General features: G+C 65.0%; 15 protein-coding genes. 5 read left to right on the forward strand and 10 right to left on the reverse strand.

The window, feature by feature from the left end; genetic code table 11:
- Positions 1 to 26 precede the first annotated feature (26 nt).
- Both ACZ1JW_RS18005 and ACZ1JW_RS18010 read right to left on the reverse strand, forming a co-directional pair.
- Complete coding sequence (locus ACZ1JW_RS18005) at positions 27 to 578, reverse strand: nuclear transport factor 2 family protein (RefSeq protein WP_465143019.1); 552 nt, start codon at positions 576 to 578, stop codon at positions 27 to 29.
- Positions 571 to 1,341, reverse strand: coding sequence for an SDR family NAD(P)-dependent oxidoreductase (locus ACZ1JW_RS18010; protein ID WP_465143020.1), 771 nt, complete (start codon positions 1,339 to 1,341; stop codon positions 571 to 573). Before ACZ1JW_RS18010 ends, ACZ1JW_RS18005 begins: the two co-directional genes overlap by 8 nt.
- Before the next feature lie 208 nt (positions 1,342 to 1,549).
- On the opposite strand from ACZ1JW_RS18010, the gene ACZ1JW_RS18015 reads away from it, so the two are divergent.
- From ACZ1JW_RS18015 to ACZ1JW_RS18030, 4 genes are all read left to right on the forward strand, one after another.
- Positions 1,550 to 3,268, forward strand: a complete 1,719-nt coding sequence (locus ACZ1JW_RS18015; protein WP_465143021.1) for a class I adenylate-forming enzyme family protein — start codon at positions 1,550 to 1,552, stop codon at positions 3,266 to 3,268.
- 1 nt (position 3,269) lies between these two features.
- Positions 3,270 to 4,136 (forward strand): amidohydrolase family protein, encoded by an 867-nt coding sequence (locus ACZ1JW_RS18020; protein ID WP_465126671.1) that lies wholly within the window; start codon positions 3,270 to 3,272, stop codon positions 4,134 to 4,136.
- A gap of 87 nt (positions 4,137 to 4,223) precedes the next feature.
- Complete coding sequence (locus ACZ1JW_RS18025; protein ID WP_465126672.1) at positions 4,224 to 5,297, forward strand: Rieske 2Fe-2S domain-containing protein; 1,074 nt, start codon at positions 4,224 to 4,226, stop codon at positions 5,295 to 5,297.
- Positions 5,297 to 6,802 (forward strand): amidase, encoded by a 1,506-nt coding sequence (locus ACZ1JW_RS18030; RefSeq protein WP_465143022.1) that lies wholly within the window; start codon positions 5,297 to 5,299, stop codon positions 6,800 to 6,802. Before ACZ1JW_RS18025 ends, ACZ1JW_RS18030 begins: the two co-directional genes overlap by 1 nt.
- 201 nt (positions 6,803 to 7,003) lie before the next feature.
- Here ACZ1JW_RS18030 and ACZ1JW_RS18035 read toward each other — a convergent pair whose 3' ends face one another.
- The 4 genes from ACZ1JW_RS18035 to ACZ1JW_RS18050 form a co-directional block, all read right to left on the reverse strand.
- Positions 7,004 to 7,525 carry an Lrp/AsnC family transcriptional regulator gene (locus ACZ1JW_RS18035; RefSeq protein ID WP_465143023.1) on the reverse strand — a complete coding sequence of 174 codons (522 nt, stop codon included), beginning with the start codon at positions 7,523 to 7,525 and terminating at the stop codon, positions 7,004 to 7,006.
- Positions 7,522 to 8,016 carry an Lrp/AsnC family transcriptional regulator gene (locus ACZ1JW_RS18040; protein WP_465126675.1) on the reverse strand — a complete coding sequence of 165 codons (495 nt, stop codon included), beginning with the start codon at positions 8,014 to 8,016 and terminating at the stop codon, positions 7,522 to 7,524. The genes ACZ1JW_RS18035 and ACZ1JW_RS18040 overlap by 4 nt, the downstream gene beginning before the upstream one ends.
- Before the next feature lie 66 nt (positions 8,017 to 8,082).
- A complete protein-coding gene (locus tag ACZ1JW_RS18045; RefSeq protein ID WP_465143024.1) occupies positions 8,083 to 9,255 on the reverse strand; it encodes an acyl-CoA dehydrogenase family protein in 1,173 nt (390 codons plus the stop codon).
- 10 nt (positions 9,256 to 9,265) lie between these two features.
- Positions 9,266 to 10,066 (reverse strand): SDR family NAD(P)-dependent oxidoreductase, encoded by an 801-nt coding sequence (locus ACZ1JW_RS18050; RefSeq protein WP_465143025.1) that lies wholly within the window; start codon positions 10,064 to 10,066, stop codon positions 9,266 to 9,268.
- A gap of 310 nt (positions 10,067 to 10,376) precedes the next feature.
- On the opposite strand from ACZ1JW_RS18050, the gene ACZ1JW_RS18055 reads away from it, so the two are divergent.
- Positions 10,377 to 11,489 carry an acyl-CoA dehydrogenase family protein gene (locus ACZ1JW_RS18055; RefSeq protein WP_465143026.1) on the forward strand — a complete coding sequence of 371 codons (1,113 nt, stop codon included), beginning with the start codon at positions 10,377 to 10,379 and terminating at the stop codon, positions 11,487 to 11,489.
- Positions 11,490 to 11,639: 150 nt separating this feature from the next.
- On the opposite strand, the gene ACZ1JW_RS18060 is transcribed toward ACZ1JW_RS18055, so the two are convergent.
- From ACZ1JW_RS18060 to ACZ1JW_RS18075, 4 genes are read right to left on the reverse strand one after another with little or no spacing between them, the layout of a single operon-like run.
- Entirely contained in the window at positions 11,640 to 13,094 is a 1,455-nt protein-coding gene (locus ACZ1JW_RS18060) for a flavin-containing monooxygenase (RefSeq protein ID WP_465143027.1), read from the reverse strand.
- A complete protein-coding gene (locus tag ACZ1JW_RS18065; protein ID WP_465143028.1) occupies positions 13,091 to 14,353 on the reverse strand; it encodes a dihydrolipoamide acetyltransferase family protein in 1,263 nt (420 codons plus the stop codon). Before ACZ1JW_RS18065 ends, ACZ1JW_RS18060 begins: the two co-directional genes overlap by 4 nt.
- Positions 14,354 to 14,364: 11 nt before the next feature.
- On the reverse strand, positions 14,365 to 15,348 hold the full coding sequence (locus ACZ1JW_RS18070; protein WP_465143029.1) for an alpha-ketoacid dehydrogenase subunit beta: 984 nt from the start codon (positions 15,346 to 15,348) through the stop codon (positions 14,365 to 14,367).
- Complete coding sequence (locus ACZ1JW_RS18075) at positions 15,338 to 16,285, reverse strand: thiamine pyrophosphate-dependent dehydrogenase E1 component subunit alpha (RefSeq protein WP_465126682.1); 948 nt, start codon at positions 16,283 to 16,285, stop codon at positions 15,338 to 15,340. Before ACZ1JW_RS18075 ends, ACZ1JW_RS18070 begins: the two co-directional genes overlap by 11 nt.
- Positions 16,286 to 16,534: the final 249 nt, after the last annotated feature.

Consider the following 16,534-nt stretch of genomic DNA (forward strand, 5'->3'; position numbering starts at 1 on the left):
GGGTCCATGACGGTGGAGCGCAGACCTTACCGCCCGAACATCCCCAGCCGCGCATAGACCGGATCGTCCGCCCCCGCCCGCCCGGTGCCAACGCCCTCGCTACCGAAATCATCGCCCACGTTGGCGGGCAGGTCCTCGGCATGATCGAGAATGAACGAGCGGCGGGCGAAGCGCCACACGCCATCGCGCCGCTCGTAATGGTCGGCATAGCGGCCCCAGGCGACGAACTGGCGCGCGCCATCCAGCGTCAGATGCCACGCCCGCGCGGTCACTTCACCCTCGGCGCGATCCCCGTCGATCACCAGCAACTGCGTGAACGCGGTGTGCATCGTCGCGCGCCAGTTGGCCATCATTTCCGGCAGCCAGTCGATGTAGCCGCTGGCAGGGCCGCAGTAGTACGGCGTGTGATCGTCCACCGCATCGTCGTGATAGAGCGTGCGCAGCAAGTCCCAGTCGCGGCGGTCGATGCCGTGGCCATAGGCGTCGACGAGGTGGCGCAAGGCCGCGCGCGTCGCCGCCTCATCGGGCGAAATCACGCGCGGGGAAAGCGGATGTGGCCCAAGCGGATGCTCAGACACCGAACCCGCCCGAGACCGAGATCGTCTGCCCGGTGACGTAATTCCCTCGCGCCGAGGCGAAGAACACGGCGGCCTGCCCGATATCTTCCGGCGCGCCCCAGCGGCCGAGCGGCAGCATGGCTTTCACCGCCGCTTCCCATTCGGGGGTGAAGGTGCCCACTTCCTTGTGGACCTTGAACTGCCCTGCGTCGATCACGCCCACCAGCACAGAATTGGCGCGGATGTTGAACTTGCCCTCTTCCTTGGCGATGCCCTTGATCAGCGCTTCATTGCAGGCCTTTGGCGCGACCGAAAGCCCGTCCTGCGCAGGCCACCAATCGTGCCCGGCAGAGCCGAGATGGACGAAGCTGCCCCCGCCCATCTCGCGCATGTGCGGCAGCGCGGTGTGGACCGCATTGTTGAAGCCGAAAGCCTCGATCTCCATCGAATCGCGGAACATCTGCTCGGTCCAGTCAGCGATGTGGACTTGCGGCACAACAGGCCCTGCGCCCCAGACGACCGTGTGCACGCGGCCATGCGCAGCGACCGCTTCGGCAAACACCGCCTGCACCTGTCCGCGCTCGCGCACGTCGGCCTGATGGATCGTGACCTTGCGGCCCATCGCCGCGATCTGCGCCGCCGCTTCCTCGGCCACGGCCTGCTTCGAACGATAGACGATGGCGACGTCGGAACCTTCGCGGGCGAACTCCAGCGCCACGCCGCGCCCCAGCCCGCCGCTGCCGCCGAACACGATCACTGCGCCATCGGGGAACCGGTCCGTCATCCTCAATCTCCTGCCATTTTCTGTCTTGCACCTGGCGCGGCTGCGCTCTGCTTCGCTCAAACCTGCCAGATTTGCGTAGACCATGCCACAAAACCTTGCGCATATTCGGCAGAATGAGGCAGAAAACAGCCAATGCGCAAATTTTATCGCTTTCAAATCCGCATATGCTGTCATAGACCATAGTGAAACGATGGCCTGCATCGATTCGATGGGAGAAGTTCAATGCATCACCGGTCCCGGCATGAGCGCGCCTGACGCCCTACTCGCCGCCGACCCGGTGCTGGCCAAGGTGGCCGGGCCCGGCTCCCCGTTCGAGATCGGCGATCGTGACGGCCTGCGCCAGTTCGTCGCCGCCCCGCCCGACCTGAACCTGCTGATCGAATCCGCACGGTCCTTTGGTGACCGCACCTGCGTCGTCGATTTCGACAGCGCGGGCAACGAACGCCGCCTCAACTACGACCAGTTCTTCGCCTGGCGCGACCAGCTCGTGCCGATCCTGCACATCGCGCGCGGAGACCGCGTCGCCATCGCCATGCGCAACCGCGCGGAATGGCTCGTCGCCTTCCTCGCCGTGATGAAGGCCGGCGGCGTTGCCGTGCTGGTCAACAGTCGCGGCTCGGGGCCCGAACTCCTTGCGATGCTCGAGGACGTCGATCCCGCTGTGGTGCTGGCCGACAGCGAACGCGCCAGCGGCATCCGCGAGGCAGGGTTCAAGGGCCGCGTGCTAGACCTGACCAAACCGCTCGACGCCGACGAAATCTCCCGCCGCGCGGCGGATACCGGTCCCGATGCCGGTGTGGCCAAGGCCACCGACCCTTGCGCCATCCTGTTCACCTCGGGCACCACCGGACGGGTCAAGGGCGCGGTGCTTTCCCACCGCAACGTCATCACCGGTCTGATGACCACGCAGATGTCGGGCATGGTCGTGCTGGGCAACATGGCCGCGCAAATGGGCACGACGCCCGAAGCCCTGATCGCGCAGATGCCGCAGCAGGCCTCGCTGCTGGTCTATCCGCTGTTCCACATCTCGGGCCTTGGCTCAGGGTTTCTCTCGCCGTTCCTCGGCGGCGGCAAGGTCGTGATCATGCGCCGCTGGGATGCCGAGGAAGCCGCGCGCCTCATAGCTGCCGAACAGATCTCGATGTTCAGCGCAGTGCCGACAATGCTGTGGGACATCCTCCACCGCGCCCGCATCGACGGCACCAGCCTTTCCAGCTTGCGCAACATCGGCTGCGGCGGACAGGCGCTGCCGGTCAACCTCGTCGAGGAAGTCCACGCGCTCTGCCCCCATGCGCAGATCGGCACCGGCTATGGCATGACCGAATGTTCGGGCGCGATCGCACAGGCGGTCGGCCCCGAATTCATGGCGCGGCCTGCTGCGGCAGGACGTAAGCTGCCGATGGTCGAAGTGCGCATCGAAGGCGCTGACGGCGCGGTCCTCCCTGCTGGCGAGACCGGCGAGATCGTGGTGCGCGGCGCGCAAGTCATGTCGGGTTACTGGAACCGCCCGGAAGAGACCGCAGCCGTGCTCACCGACGACGGCTGGCTGCGCACCGGCGACATCGGCATGGTGGACGCGGACGGCTATGTCTTCATCGTCGACCGCAAGAAGGACATGGTCATCTCGGGCGGCGAGAACATCTACTGCGCCGAAGTCGAGCGCGTGCTCGGCCAGATCCCCGGCCTCACCGAATGCGCCGCCTTCGGCCTGCCTGATGAACGCCTTGGCGAGCGCCTGGTCGCTGTCGTGATCGCTCCCGACATCGACGAGGCCGGCGTGATCGAATGGGTTGCCAGCCACCTCGCCCGCTACAAGGCGCCCACCCGGGTTGCCGTTACCACCACCCCATTGCCGCGCAACGCGCTGGGCAAGGTCGACAAGATCGCCCTGCGCAAGTTGTGGCCTGCCCTTTCCGGAGAACAATGACATGGCCATGCCCACCAACATCGGCATCATCGACTGCATGCTCGGCATCCCTGACGCCGAGGACCGCGCCGAGTGGTTCGCGCCGTTCCGCGCCCTGATCAAGGACAAGCAGACGCTCGGCCAGTTCGCCATGCCGGCGCAGTACATGTTCAAGGACATTCCGCAGTCGGGCAAGCAGGACGATTACCTCGCCTGGACCGTGGCGCAGATGGACAAGCACAATGTCGAGAAGGCCCTCGTCGGCTGGAACGAGAACGACACGTCCTATCGCGCCAAGGAGCTTTACCCCGACCGCTTCTTCTTCGACCTGCCGATCAATCCCAACAACGGCACCGAGGAAGTCCGCCGGATCAAGCGCATCCACGCCGAAGTCGGACTCTCGGCGGTCTCGTGCTTCCCTTCGGGCACGCTGCCGCAGGTGGCGATCAACCACAAGTACATGTGGCCGATCTACTCCGCATGCGAGGAACTGGGCTTACCGATCCTCCTGAACGTCGGCATCCCCGGCCCGCGCATTCCGATGGAAACGCAGAAGGTCGAGCACCTTGACGAAGTCTGCTGGTTCTTCCCGGAACTCAAGGTGGTGATGCGCCACGGTGCCGAGCCGTGGGAAGCGCTTGCGGTCAAGCTCATGCTCAAGTGGCCGAACCTCTATTATTCGACCAGCGCCTTTGCGCCCAAGCACTACCCCAAGGCGATCATCGACTATGCCAACACGCGCGGCGCCGACAAGGTGATCTACGCCGGGTACTTCCCGATGGGCCTCAGCCTCGACCGCATCATGTCCGACATGCAGAACGTCCCCTTCAAGGACGAAGTATGGCCCAAGTTCCTGCGCGAGAACGCGATGAAGGTCTTCGGGCTCTGATATCCCAGGGAGCCGGGAAGTCTGCTCCCCCCAGTGATCGCCGGAATGCGGAGACAACCCCCGCCCCGGCAATTCAGGAGTGAAACCATGGGCGATACTGTGGCAACTGATGCCCGCACCGCTCCCGTCGCGGTGTGGCAGATTCTCGAGAAACTGAAGGGCAAGGACCTGACCGACTGGCGCACCGCGCCGGTTCCGGGCCGTGCTTCGGTTAAGGAGCGCAATCTCGACATCGGCTTCCCGTTCGGCTGGTATCCGATCGAGCTTTGCGCCAACCTTGCCGTGGGCGAGGTCAAGCCGCTGCGCTACTTCTCGCAGGATCTGGCGATGTGGCGGGGCGAGGACGGCAAGGTCCGCGTGCTCGATGCCTATTGCAAGCATCTGGGCGCACACATGGGCCATGGCGGCAAGGTGCACGGCAACCTGCTCGAATGCCCGTTCCACGCCTGGCGCTATGACGGCGAGGAAGGGACCGTGAAGGAGATCCCCTACTCCAAGTCGATCCCGCCGCAGGTGAAGCGCAAGTGCACCCGCACCTGGCATGTGACCGAGGCCAACCGCTGGATCTGGGTGTGGTATCACCCCGAGGATGCAGCACCGCTGTTCGACGTGGTCCATCTGCCCGAGGCGACCGACCCCGAGTGGACCGATTACGACATCTACGAATGGAACGTCTATGGTTCCATCCAGAACATGGCCGAGAACGGCGTCGACGTCGCCCACTTCAAGTACATCCACGGCACCGCCAACGTGCCGCTGGGCGATCTGCGCTGGGGTGACTGGGGCCGCGGGGCCGACGTCAAGGCCAAGATGGGCACGCCCTGGGGCGAGGTCGATGGCCAGATCAGCTATGACACGATGGGCCCCGGCCAGAGCTGGACGCGCTTCACCGGCATTTCCGAAACGCTGCTCGTCGCCTGCATCACGCCGGTCGAGCTGGACCATGTCCACGTGCGCTTCTGCTTCACCCAGCCCCGCGCGCAGGCCGAGGGCGAGCGCGCTGGCGTTGCCAAGGCGATCATCCGCGACATCTGCAAGCAGTTCGATCAGGACAAGGTCATCTGGGATCGCCAGAAGTTCGAACCCAACGCCCTGATCTGCGAGGGCGACGGCCCCATCGCGCAGTTCCGCAAGTACTATTCGCGGTACTACGTGAAGTGATGAAAGCCACCAGAAGGGAAGCCCTCGCCGGCGGAATCGCGCTTGCCGCGACCGCCGGCCTGCCGGGAAATGCACACGCCATGAGCGAAGTACTCGATACCCACGACAGCCTCGGGCTTGCAGATCTGGTCAGGAAGCGCAAGGTCTCGGCCAGCGAACTGCTCGAGGCAGCCATCGGCAGGGCCGAGGCCCTGGACCCGCGCTTCAATTTCATGGCGCAGAAGCACTACGATTATGGCCGCAAGGCCATTGCGGCGGGCCTGCCGCAAGGACCGTTCAGCGGCGTGCCGTGGCTGCTAAAGGACCTCAACACCTATATCGCGGGCGAAGTCACCGAGAATGGCAGCCGCCTCTACAAGGGCCAGCGCGCGAGCATTACCTCGGAACTGGTACGTCGCATCGAGCGCGCGGGCTTCGTCATCTTCGGCAAGACCACCACGCCCGAATTCGGCCTCACCGGCTCTACCGAAAGCGTGCTGAAAGGCCCGACGCGCAATCCGTGGAACCCGGAACGCATCGCCGGAGGCTCGTCCGGCGGCGCGGCGGCAGCGGTTGCCGCAGGCGTGATCCCTGCAGCCCACGCCACCGACGGAGGCGGTTCGATCCGCATTCCGGCCTCGGCCTGCGGTCTGTTCGGCCTCAAGCCCTCGCGCGGGCGCGTGCCGATGGGGCCTGCTCGCACTGAAGGCTGGGGCGGCATGTCGGTCCACCACGCGGTCAGCCGCACCGTGCGCGATTCCGCTGCGATCCTTGATGCGACGCACGGCATCGAACCCGGCTCGCGCTACAGCGCTCCCACGCCGGAGCGGCCTTTCCTTGCCGAAGTCAGCCGCGATCCCGGCAAGCTTCGCATCGCGCTGATGCTTTCACCCTACTCCGGCGCACCGGTCGATCCCGAAGTCGTGGAAGCGACGAAGGCGGCGGCAAAGCTGCTCGAAAGCCTCGGCCACCATGTCGAGGAAGCCGCGCCCAAGATCGACATGGCAGTAATCGGCGCGAGCAGCTTCGCGCTCATGGCCTCGTCGGTTGCGGCGGACTGCATGGACCGGGCCAAGCTGCTCGGCATCGAACTCGGCCCCGACGTGGTCGAGCGCACAACGCTCGACATGATCGCGATGGGCAAGTCGTACTCCGGCATGGACTTCGCGCGCGGCAACAACGCCTACCAGACCGCCGCGATCACCATCGCGCAGTTCATGGAACGCTACGACGTGATCCTCTCGCCCACCCTTTCGGCCCCGCCGTTGCCGCTCGGCCGCATCGGGCTCGATACCGGGCGCTCGATGATGGACTGGGGCCGCGAGGTCGGCGCCTACACCGCGTTCTGCGGCATCTACAACGGCACCGGCCAACCCGCCATGTCGCTGCCGCTGGCCATGTCGAAGGACGGGCTGCCAATCGGCATCATGGTCACCGGCCGCTATGGCGAGGAAGGCCTGCTGTTCCGGCTGGCCGGACAAGTGGAAAAGGCCGCGCCTTGGGAAGGGCGACGGGCGAAGGTCTGACCCCCAACGCAGCCTAGCCACCAAACCAACCCCGTCACCCCGGCGAAGGCCGGGGCCCATGGCCGCGCGTCACACGCAACCTCGCAATCCAAACCGCACCATCGATCACCAGCAGCGCAGCGCCAAGCCGCACCCTCGTGGCCCCCGGCCTTCGCCGGGGTGACGGGTGTGTTGGATAACTGTTGGAACCGGCGATCTTGTTCAGTCTTCGCTGAGGCTATCCATCCCGCGCAAGTCCTCGACCGTGGCAATAGGGCCGATGGCGGCGTTGTATTTCACCGTCTGCAGCACCAGTTCGGTCTCGGCCTCGCGGATGCCGTCCAATGCCAGCACCTGGTTGGTCACTGCCGCTGCCTCGTCAAGGCTCGGCAGCACGCAGACCGCGATCAGGCGCAGCGCGGCATTGGCATCGTAGAGCGCACGCACCTGCGGCAGCGCGAGCAACCCGTCGCGCACCTGATCGAGCTTGCCGCTGGCGCACTTCACCGTCACGAACATCATGTGGTGTCCGGCGTTGGTCGCATCCATCCCGCGCGCGATATCGATGATCGGCACGAGCTTGAGCAGCCCTGCATTCTGCAGCCGCTTCACCCGCCCGCGCACGGTGCCTTCGGTCACGCCAAGATCGGCCGCGATCTTGCGGAACGAAAGCCTTGCATCCTCGGCCAGTGCTTCGGCGATCTGGCGGTCGAGTTCGTCGGTCTGGGGAAAGACGCCGTTCATGCCGCAAGCGGTCCCACGGCAGTATTGTAGCGATAGATCGTGTTGAGCAGCTCGACGTCAACGTCCTCCACGCCCGCGATCCCTGCCGAAACGTCACGCGCCGCCTCGATCATCTCGCGCGCGGCGTGGAAGGCATAGAGGCAGCTGACCGGGTAACGGCCCGAGGTGATGTGCACCGAAAGCACGTGTTCGCGCTGCGCCAGTTCCTGCGCCACGTCGAGCGGCGCGCGCCCGCTCACCTGCAGGCGGATGCGCGCAAGCAGGCGATAGCCGTGGACGCGAAAGTCGGCGAGCGCCACCACCCGCATCAGTCCCGCCGCTTCCATCGCGCGGATGCGGTTGGCCACGAGATTGCCGGTCAGCCCCAGTTCCTCGCCGATCACCGTCGATTGCGCGCGACCGTCGCGCTGCAGCACCTCGATGATGCGCAGGTCGATCTCGTCGAGCGCGGCAGTCTTTGCACGGCGCGTGTTGGGCTTGTCGTCGGCCAAGTGGTTCCCCCCGGATTGCGTAAACAAAGCCTAGAGCGCGCTACGCATCGGGGCAAGGGTGTGCCGCTATCCGCGCGGCTCCCTCGGCAGGCCCAGCCCGCGTTCGGCGATCAGGTTGCGCTGGATCTGGTTGGTCCCGCCATAGATCGTGTCCGCGCGGCTGAACAGGAACAGGTTGGGCAGGATGTCCCACTCATAGGCATCCCCGGCCGCCATTTCGCCAGCCTGCCCGAGCACGTCCATGGCCAGTTCGCCAAGCCGCCTTCGCCACGAGGCCCACTGGATCTTGTAGGTCAGCGCCGCGCCGTCGATGCTCGAATGGTCGGAGTTCGAGAGCATCCGCAGCGCGCCATAGCGCATCAGGCGCAACCCGATCTCGGCGCTGGCGATGCGCTGGCGGATGACCGGATCGCGGTCCTTGCCCGTCTCCTTGGCCGCCTTGATGATCTCGTCCAGCTCGTTGCGGAAGCCCATCTGCTGGCCGAGCGTGGAGACGCCGCGCTCGAACGCGAGCAGGCCCATCGCGATCTTCCAGCCATCGCCGGGTGCGCCGATCAGGCTGTCGGCCGGGCAGCGCGCTTCGGTGAAGAAGGTCTCGTTGAATTCGGCATCGCCATTGATCTGGCGGATCGGGCGGACCTCGATGCCGGGCTGACGCAAAGGCATCATCAGGAAGGTCAGCCCCTTGGGGCCTTGCGAGCCTTCCTGCGTGCGGGTGACGACGAAGATCCAGTCGGAAATGTGGGCAAGGCTCGTCCAGATCTTCTGACCATCGACGATCCATTCCCCATCTTCCAGCCTGCCCTTGGTGCGCACGCTGGCAAGGTCAGACCCTGCGCCCGGCTCCGAAAAGCCCTGGCAGAAGATCGTCTTGCCCGCCGCGATGTCGGGCAGGAAGCGGCGCTTCTGCTCGTCAGTGCCGAAGGTCAGGATCGTCGGCCCGGCCAGCTCCACGCCGATGTGGTTGATGCGCCCCGGAACCCCGGCACGGGCATATTCCTCGGCAAAGATCACCTGCTGGGCGAGGCTGGCATCGCGCCCGCCCCACTGCTCCGGCCAGCCGATGCAGCCCCAGCGGTGTTCGCCCAGCTGCTGTTCCCACTCGCGCCGCCGCTCGGGCATGGCGGTGAGCTGGGTGACGCCCTTGATATCGCGGAACTCGCCCGCCATCTGGCCCTGCAGCCAGTCGGCGCACTCTGCGCGAAACGCCTCGTCGGCGGCGGAAAATCCAAGCTTCATCTGTCGTGCCTCAACCCGGCATGTAGAGTTGCGCAGCCTTGCCGCCATCGACCGGAAGCGCGGTGCCGGTGATGTAGCTCGCCTTGCGCGAGAGCATGAAGACGATGGCCTCGGCCAGCTCGTCAGGCTCGCCGCCCCGCTGCATCGGGATCGCCCTGGTGGTGGCGGCGGCGAAATCGGGTGCCTTGCTTTCGAAGTCCTGAGTCGCGGCAGTCTGCACCTGACCCGGCACGATCGCATTGATGCGGATGCCGAGCGGAGCGCCTTCCATTGCAGCGGCGGCGGTGAAGTGTACCAGCGCCGCCTTCGAGGCCGAATAGCTTGCCATGTTGGCCAGCGCCTTGATCCCGCAGGTCGAGGCGATGTTGACGATCGAGCCGCGCTGGCGACCTTCGAGGTCCTGCTTGCCCATGACCTTCATCGCCGCCTTGGTGCCCACGAACACCGCATCGGCATTGACCGCAAAGTCCTTGCGCCAGTGCTCCAGCGTCAGCTTGCCGATGGGGGCGTAGTGCACCGACATCGCATTGTTCACCAGCATGTCGAGCCGACCGTGACGCGCGGCCACGTCCTCGATCAGCGCGGTGAAGGCATCGAAGTCAGACACGTCGAGCTTGGCCGCTTCGACCGTGCCGACCTCTGCGATCTCCGCGCGCGCGGCTTCGAGCTTGTCGTCACGGCGGGCGCAGATCACCACGGTTGCGCCGCGTGCCGCCAGCAGTTTCGCGGTGGCGAGGCCGATGCCGTCGCTGCCGCCGGTCACCACGGCGACCTGGCCTGCAAAGTCCTGCACGTTCGAATCCTGCGCCATCACGGCCTCCTCTTCCAACCCTTCGGGCGTTTCCGCGCATCTGCGACGATTCGGGCGCTGATGTCAATCCAATGCGTAATCCATGATCATGATTTTTACGAATCAGTGGATCAAAAGCGGCGTGGCGACCCGGCTATGCGAAGGCGCTGCCTCAAGATTTGCAGAAATTGTCCTTATTCCCCTGTCACTTTGGGCATTGCGTGATTTTTTCGCTACAATCTCACGCATAAGACAGTATGACTCGCTGAAAGGCCGTATATGCGGAGAAAACAATTCCGGCATGTGCGCACGAGATTTGGGGAGACTACCGATGGCCATTTCCGCTTCCACGCTTGATCTGGTGGCCGCCCATGCCGCCGAAGGCCGGAAAGCGCGGCGCATTGCGCAGCCGGTGGTCGATGCGCTGACGGCTGACGGCTTCTTCCGCCACTTCACGCCCAAGCAGTACGGCGGTCACGCCGGACGTCCGCAGGACTTCTTCCTCGACCAGATCGCCATTGCGGAACGCGACATGAGCACCGCCTGGGCGCTGGGCATCGTCGCGGTCCACAACTACCAGGTCGCGCTGATGGCGGAAGAAGCGCAGGCAACCCTGTTTGCCGACGGCCCCGACGCGATGATCTCCAGCTCCTACAACCCGGTCGGCGCCAAGGCCGAAAAGGTCGATGGCGGCGTGATGCTCTCGGGCCGCTGGGGCTGGTCGAGCGGGTCGGCCCACTGCAACTGGGTGCTGCTCGGCGGCGTGATCCCCGGCGAAGGCTACCGCACCCACCTCGTGCCCAACACCCAGTACCGCATCGACGACACCTGGTTCACCATGGGCCTGCAGGGCACCGGCTCGAACGACATCGTCATCGACGAACCCATCTTCGTGCCAGACCACATGACCCACAAGCAGATGGACGGGTTCAACTGCATTCACGGGCAGGGCCCGGGCGTCTATGACCTGCCCTGGGCGCAGGTCTTCGTGCGCGTCGTCAACACCAGCGCGATCGGCGCGGTGCGTCATGCCATCACCCTGATGCGCGATCGCGCCGGGATGACCACCACCGACATGACCAAGAGCAACGCCGACCCCGACGTGCTCGGCCGCATCGCCCGCGCCGCCAACCTTGCCGACGAAGCCACCGCCGTGATGGTCCGCGCCTATGACGAGATGGAGGCCGCCAACTGGCGCCCGACCATGCTCGACCGCGTCCGCTACCGCTATCAGGCAAGCCTCGTCGGCGACCGCTGCATCGAGGCGATGAACCTGCTGATGGACGTTGCGGGCGGCCGCTCGGTCTATACCGGCAGCGAATTCCAGGACCTGTGGCACGACGTCCGCATGGCCCGCGCCCACGTCGCCAACAACCCGGTCGGCTTCGCCCGCAACTATGCCAACGTCCTCATGGGCGGCGAAAACGGCGACCTGTTCCTTTGATCAGGTGAAGTGCCAATCTGTGGGTTCAGCCGTCGGAGGACCGGCGCTGAACCCCGGCGAATTCATGAAAGAAGATTCGGCGTCACCAGCAGTCAGACGCGCGCAGTGCGCCTTTGGTCATGGCCGATGTCGACAGAGCCGTGCAGGGCGTCAGGCCCAGCGGTACTCCTCAGGCACAGGCCGCGCCATGGCCTCGGCAAATGCGTCATAGCTCCATGGCCAGGTCAGCGGCACGCCGTCCTTGTCGAGATACCAACTGGTGCAGCCCGAGCCGAAGATCGTCTGCCGTGCCGCTTCGGTCCGGCGGCGGTCGTAGTCGGCATGGGCTTCGGCTGTAGGCTCGACCGTCCGTGCTTCGCCACGCAGAATCGGCTCCATTAACTGCGCCAGATAGTCCCATTGCCTCTCGGCGATATCTATCAGTGAGAAGTTGCCGACCGGACCGGTTGGCCCGTTGAGCATGAAGAAGTTGGGAAAGCCGGGCAACGTCACCGCATAGTGCGCGGTCGGGCGCTCCTTCCAGAAGTCGTCAAGGTCGGCCCCGCTGGCACCCTTCACAGTCGTCGGTCGGATGAAACGGTCGGCGCGGAAGCCTGTGGCCAGGACAATCACGTCGAGCGGATGGAAAGTACCATCCTTCATCCGGATGCCATCCGGTTCGATCCGGTCAATTTGCCCTACTTCAACGTCGACATTGGCCTTCTGCACGGCGTCGTAATAGCTCCACGAATAGATCAGCCGCTTGCAGGCTGCCCGATAATTCGGGCGCAGCTTCTCCCGAAGCGCCGCGTCGCGCACCGATTCCTCGAGGTTGCGGCTGCAAAGCTCCTCGATCTCGCGCATCGCCGGGCTGTCGGGATCGACGATGGCCGAATTGAAGCGGCGGATTCCGTTCCAGTAATCATCTCCGAACCGGATCGCATCGATCCGGCCGGGATCGGCACGAAAGGCGGCGCGATCTTCGTCCGAATAGGCAAACTGCTGGACAGGCATCACCCATTGCGGAGACCGCTGGAAATGAACGAGGGTCGAGGCCACATCGGCCAGTGCCGTCACGATCTGGACGCCGGTCGAACCGTTGCCAATAATCCCGATCCGCTTCCCTTCCAGCGCCACGCTATCGTCCCAGCGCGCGGAGTGGAACATCGCGCCAGCGAAGCTTTCCTTGCCCGGAATCGCCGGATCGTTGATGTGGTGGAGCACGCCAGAGGCCGCGATAACGATGTCGGCGCTGTCGCGCGTTCCGTCGGCCAAGGTCACCTGCCAGCGCGAACCGTCCCATTCGCAGGCGGTGACTTCGTGGTTCAGCCGGATGAAATCGCGCACCGCGAAATCGTCGATCACCTTTTCGAAGTAGGCCTTGATCTCGGGGCCGGGCGCATAGAACGCGCTCCAGTCGGCATGGGGCGCAAAGCTGTAGGTGTAGCAATGCGCAGGCACGTCGCAGGTCAGACCGGGATAGCGGTTCTCGCGCCAGGTCCCGCCGATCGAACTGCCCTTTTCATAGACCACGAAATCGGTCTGCCCCGCCTCCTTCAGCCGGATAGCCGCCAGAATGCCGGACATCCCGGCACCGATCACGATGAAACGACGCTTTGCAGTCATAGCGATTCAATCCGGGACTTGAGAGTGCTGAGGAAACGGATGACCGGGCCGCCATCAATCGCACGGTGATCGAAGGATAGCGATGCGCGGATTACCGGCCTGACCGCCATCGCCCAATCGTCACCATGGCGAACAGCAACCGGCGTGCGAACGATTCCGGGCAGGCCCAGCAGGGCTACCTGCGGCGGATTGAGCAGTGCCTCGGCCCGGATGACCGGACCGATCGAGCCGGGGTTGGAGATCGTGAAGGAGCCCCCTTCCATTTCCTCGGGGCGCAACTGCCCTGCCCGCGCTCTGGCGGCAAGGTTGGCGATGGCCTCTGTTAGTCCAAGCGGGCTGAGACGTTCGGCATGGCGGATGACGGGAACGACCAACCCGTCCGCCGCATCCACCGCTATGCCGAGGTGCACCGAACGGAACGCCACCATCGCATCATCGCGCCAGTGCGCGTTGAGACGGGGATGCTCCATTAGCGCCGAGGTTGCCGCGTGCGCGATCAGGCCAAGAACGGATGTCCCCGCTCCCTGCGGCGACTTGCGAAACGCCATCAGCGCGCCAAGGTCGATCTCCATGTCCGCCGTCAGCGTCGGGATCGACCCGGCAAGCGACATGCGCTGGGCAATCGTGCGACGGCGCACGGTGTGCGGCACAAGCTCGCCGTCCTCGGCGACCGGTGCAGAAACGGCAGGCGGCGGCTGCATCGCCGGAGCAGCGAGCGGCGCTTTCACCTGACCTGCATCGCGCGCGGCCAGCACGTCGCTGCCACCGATCTTTCCGCCAAGGCCTGTCCCGTTGACCTGGGCCAGATCGACACCGAACTGCGCGGCGAGCCGCCGGGCCAGAGGCGAGACTTTCCGTCCTCCGGCCGCAGACCGCGGCAGTGGCCGGACATCGGTGGAAACAAATGCACCAATCGCCGGAGCAACCACGACGTTCGTCGGCTGTTGCGCTGCCGGTTCCGCAGCGACGTCTTTCAGCGCGGCGTCTTGCCCGAGCGTCTTGGCGATGGCCGTGGGCGTGGTGCCCGGCGCGGCCCAGAGGCCGACCTTGTCGCCGACCTTGAACTCCTCGCCTTCGCTGGCCGTACGTTTTGCCAGGATCCCCGCCGCATCCGCCTCGACCTCGACGGTGGTCTTGTCGGTCTCGACTTCGTAGAGGATTTGCCCAGCTTCGAACGTTTCGCCTTCGGCCACGCGCCAGCCCAGCAGGCGCGCGTTCTCGACCGAGCCCATGCGAGGAATGCAAAGGTCATTCAACATGGCGCGCACCTTCAGATCGCGGCCAGTCGACGCGCTTCCGCGGCGATGGCATCGACGGAGGGAATTGCCGCCTGTTCAAGCTCGGCGATCTGGCAAAGCGGAAAGTCCTTGGCTCCAAGCCTGAGTACAGGCGCTTCGAGATCGAAGAACGCCCGCTCCACGATCTGCGCGGCGATTTCCGCACCCGGCCCCGCAGTCCGGAAAGCCTCATGCACGACCATCGCGCGATGCGTGCGGGTCACCGATTCAAGTACGTGGTCCCAATCGAGCGGGACAAGGGTCCGCAGATCGACGACTTCCGCGTCAATGCCCTCACCCGCCAACCGCTCCGCCGCTTCCAGCGCGCGCGGCACCATGGAACCGTATGTCAGGATGGTGAGATCCTGCCCTGCCCGGCGCGTTGCCGCCTTGCCGATAGGCACGACGAAATCGGGATCAAGTGGCACGTCTGACCGCGTCCAACCGAGCCCTTGCACCGAATGGAACAGGACCGGGTTCGGTTCGCGCAGAGCGGCCTTCATCAGACCCTTGGCATCCTCCGCTGTCGAAGGAACCACGACCTTGAGTCCAGGGAAATGCATGCCCAGCACTTCGGTGCAGGACGAATGCTCCGGCCCCGCGCCGCCCATCGCCCCGATGGGGAAGATGATGACGGCGGTCATCGGCACGTCGAGCCCGTGCATGTAACGCCACTTGGCCAGCTTGTGGTAGATCTCGTCTCCCGCGATGAGAGCAAAATCGCCGAAGCCCATGTTGATCACCGGCTTCATGCCCGCAATCGCCGCGCCTGCCGCAAGGCCGGCCTCGAAGGCTTCGGCAATGCCGCAATCGAGCACGCGGTCCGCACCGAATTCGTCGACGAGGCCTTTCTCCATCCCGAACCAGCCGCCGGTGACGACGCCCTGGCCCATGATGAAAATGCTGTCGTCGCGGCGCATTTCCTCGACAAGGCCCAGCCCCATCGCCGCGTTGTAGCCCATCACCTCATGCGACATGGTAGAGATCCCTCTCGATGACAGACACGTCGGCATCGGGCGCCGCCTTTGCGGCCTCGTAAGCATCGGCAACTTCGGCGTCGGCCTGCTCGATGATGCGCGCGGCGGCATTGCCGGAAAGCTGCGCCGCAAGGATGTCCACCGGGTCACGGTAGTCCTTCAGGTAGTCCGGATCGCGATAGTGCTGGGGATCGCCGGCATAGTGGCCATGCTTGCGGGTCACCTTGGCCTCGATCAGCGTGGGGCCTTCCCCCGCCCGGGCCCGCGCCGCCGCTTCACTGGTCGCTTCATAGACCGCGATGGCGTCCTGCCCGTCCACCACCACGCCGGGAATGCCATAGCCCTTGGCGAGGTTCGCGATATCCGCGCTCGCCGAAACCTGTTCGGTGCGCGTGCCCACCAGCAGTCCGTTGTTCTCGCAGAAATAGATCAGCGGCAGCTTCCACGCCACTGCATGCATCATGGTTTCATGGAACGTCCCGCGCGAAGCCGTGCCGTCTCCGAAGTCGGCAATGCTGACCCGGCCGTCCTTGCGGATCTTCGACGCTAGCGCCGAGCCCGCCGCGAGCGGATAGACCGAGCCGAGCGTTGCACCCTCGCCCATGATGCCAAGGCTGTAGTCCGCCCAGTGCGGAACGCCGCCGCCCTTGCCACGGGTCGCCCCGTTCATCTTGCCAAGAAGGTCTCCCAGGATCGGCAGCGGGTCCATGCCCTTGCCGATGGCCCAGGCGCAGCCCCGGCCCTGATACCAGACGTAGTCATCATGGCGCAGCGCAGCTGTCGCGCCGATGGGAGCCGCCTCCTGCCCTTCGCCGGGATGCCACCAGCCGGAAAAGCGCTCCTCGCGCGTATGGCGCAGCATCAATCGCTCGATGGCGCGCGATATCGCCATGCGATGGAACATCTGCTCCAGCAGCGCAGACTCAGGCGCAGCCATCTTCTCTCTCCCAGCTTGCGATCACGGGACGGCCTTCGCGCCGTCCTCATCCACTTCGGGAATACGCATTCCGTCAAATCTGTCAACACAGACTACATTTTGCGTAACAATTTGTCGCCCATCTCTGCGCTTTATGATTGAGAAAGGCGCCAGACCTCGATATGTCATCGCAAAACACATCCGCACCGCGCGGGAGAGAACGATGTCGAGGCTATTCCTGTCATGAGTCAACGCAGTTACCGCCACCTC

It is taken from the genome of Novosphingobium sp. BL-A-28-Hi1-0D (assembly GCF_055521755.1).

What these genes read in the sequence shown, in the direction of transcription:
- ACZ1JW_RS18065 (WP_465143028.1), bottom strand. Translation starts at nt 14,353, where the DNA reads ATGTTGAATGACCTTTGCATTCCTCGCATGGGCTCGGTCGAGAACGCG.
- ACZ1JW_RS18030 (WP_465143022.1), top strand. Translation starts at nt 5,297, where the DNA reads ATGAAAGCCACCAGAAGGGAAGCCCTCGCCGGCGGAATCGCGCTTGCC.
- ACZ1JW_RS18075 (WP_465126682.1), bottom strand. Translation starts at nt 16,285, where the DNA reads ATGGCTGCGCCTGAGTCTGCGCTGCTGGAGCAGATGTTCCATCGCATG.
- ACZ1JW_RS18045 (WP_465143024.1), bottom strand. Translation starts at nt 9,255, where the DNA reads ATGAAGCTTGGATTTTCCGCCGCCGACGAGGCGTTTCGCGCAGAGTGC.
- ACZ1JW_RS18020 (WP_465126671.1), top strand. Translation starts at nt 3,270, where the DNA reads ATGGCCATGCCCACCAACATCGGCATCATCGACTGCATGCTCGGCATC.
- ACZ1JW_RS18050 (WP_465143025.1), bottom strand. Translation starts at nt 10,066, where the DNA reads ATGGCGCAGGATTCGAACGTGCAGGACTTTGCAGGCCAGGTCGCCGTG.
- ACZ1JW_RS18025 (WP_465126672.1), top strand. Translation starts at nt 4,224, where the DNA reads ATGGGCGATACTGTGGCAACTGATGCCCGCACCGCTCCCGTCGCGGTG.
- ACZ1JW_RS18035 (WP_465143023.1), bottom strand. Translation starts at nt 7,525, where the DNA reads ATGAACGGCGTCTTTCCCCAGACCGACGAACTCGACCGCCAGATCGCC.
- ACZ1JW_RS18070 (WP_465143029.1), bottom strand. Translation starts at nt 15,348, where the DNA reads ATGTCGCATGAGGTGATGGGCTACAACGCGGCGATGGGGCTGGGCCTT.
- ACZ1JW_RS18060 (WP_465143027.1), bottom strand. Translation starts at nt 13,094, where the DNA reads ATGACTGCAAAGCGTCGTTTCATCGTGATCGGTGCCGGGATGTCCGGC.
- ACZ1JW_RS18010 (WP_465143020.1), bottom strand. Translation starts at nt 1,341, where the DNA reads ATGACGGACCGGTTCCCCGATGGCGCAGTGATCGTGTTCGGCGGCAGC.
- ACZ1JW_RS18015 (WP_465143021.1), top strand. Translation starts at nt 1,550, where the DNA reads ATGGGAGAAGTTCAATGCATCACCGGTCCCGGCATGAGCGCGCCTGAC.
- ACZ1JW_RS18055 (WP_465143026.1), top strand. Translation starts at nt 10,377, where the DNA reads ATGGCCATTTCCGCTTCCACGCTTGATCTGGTGGCCGCCCATGCCGCC.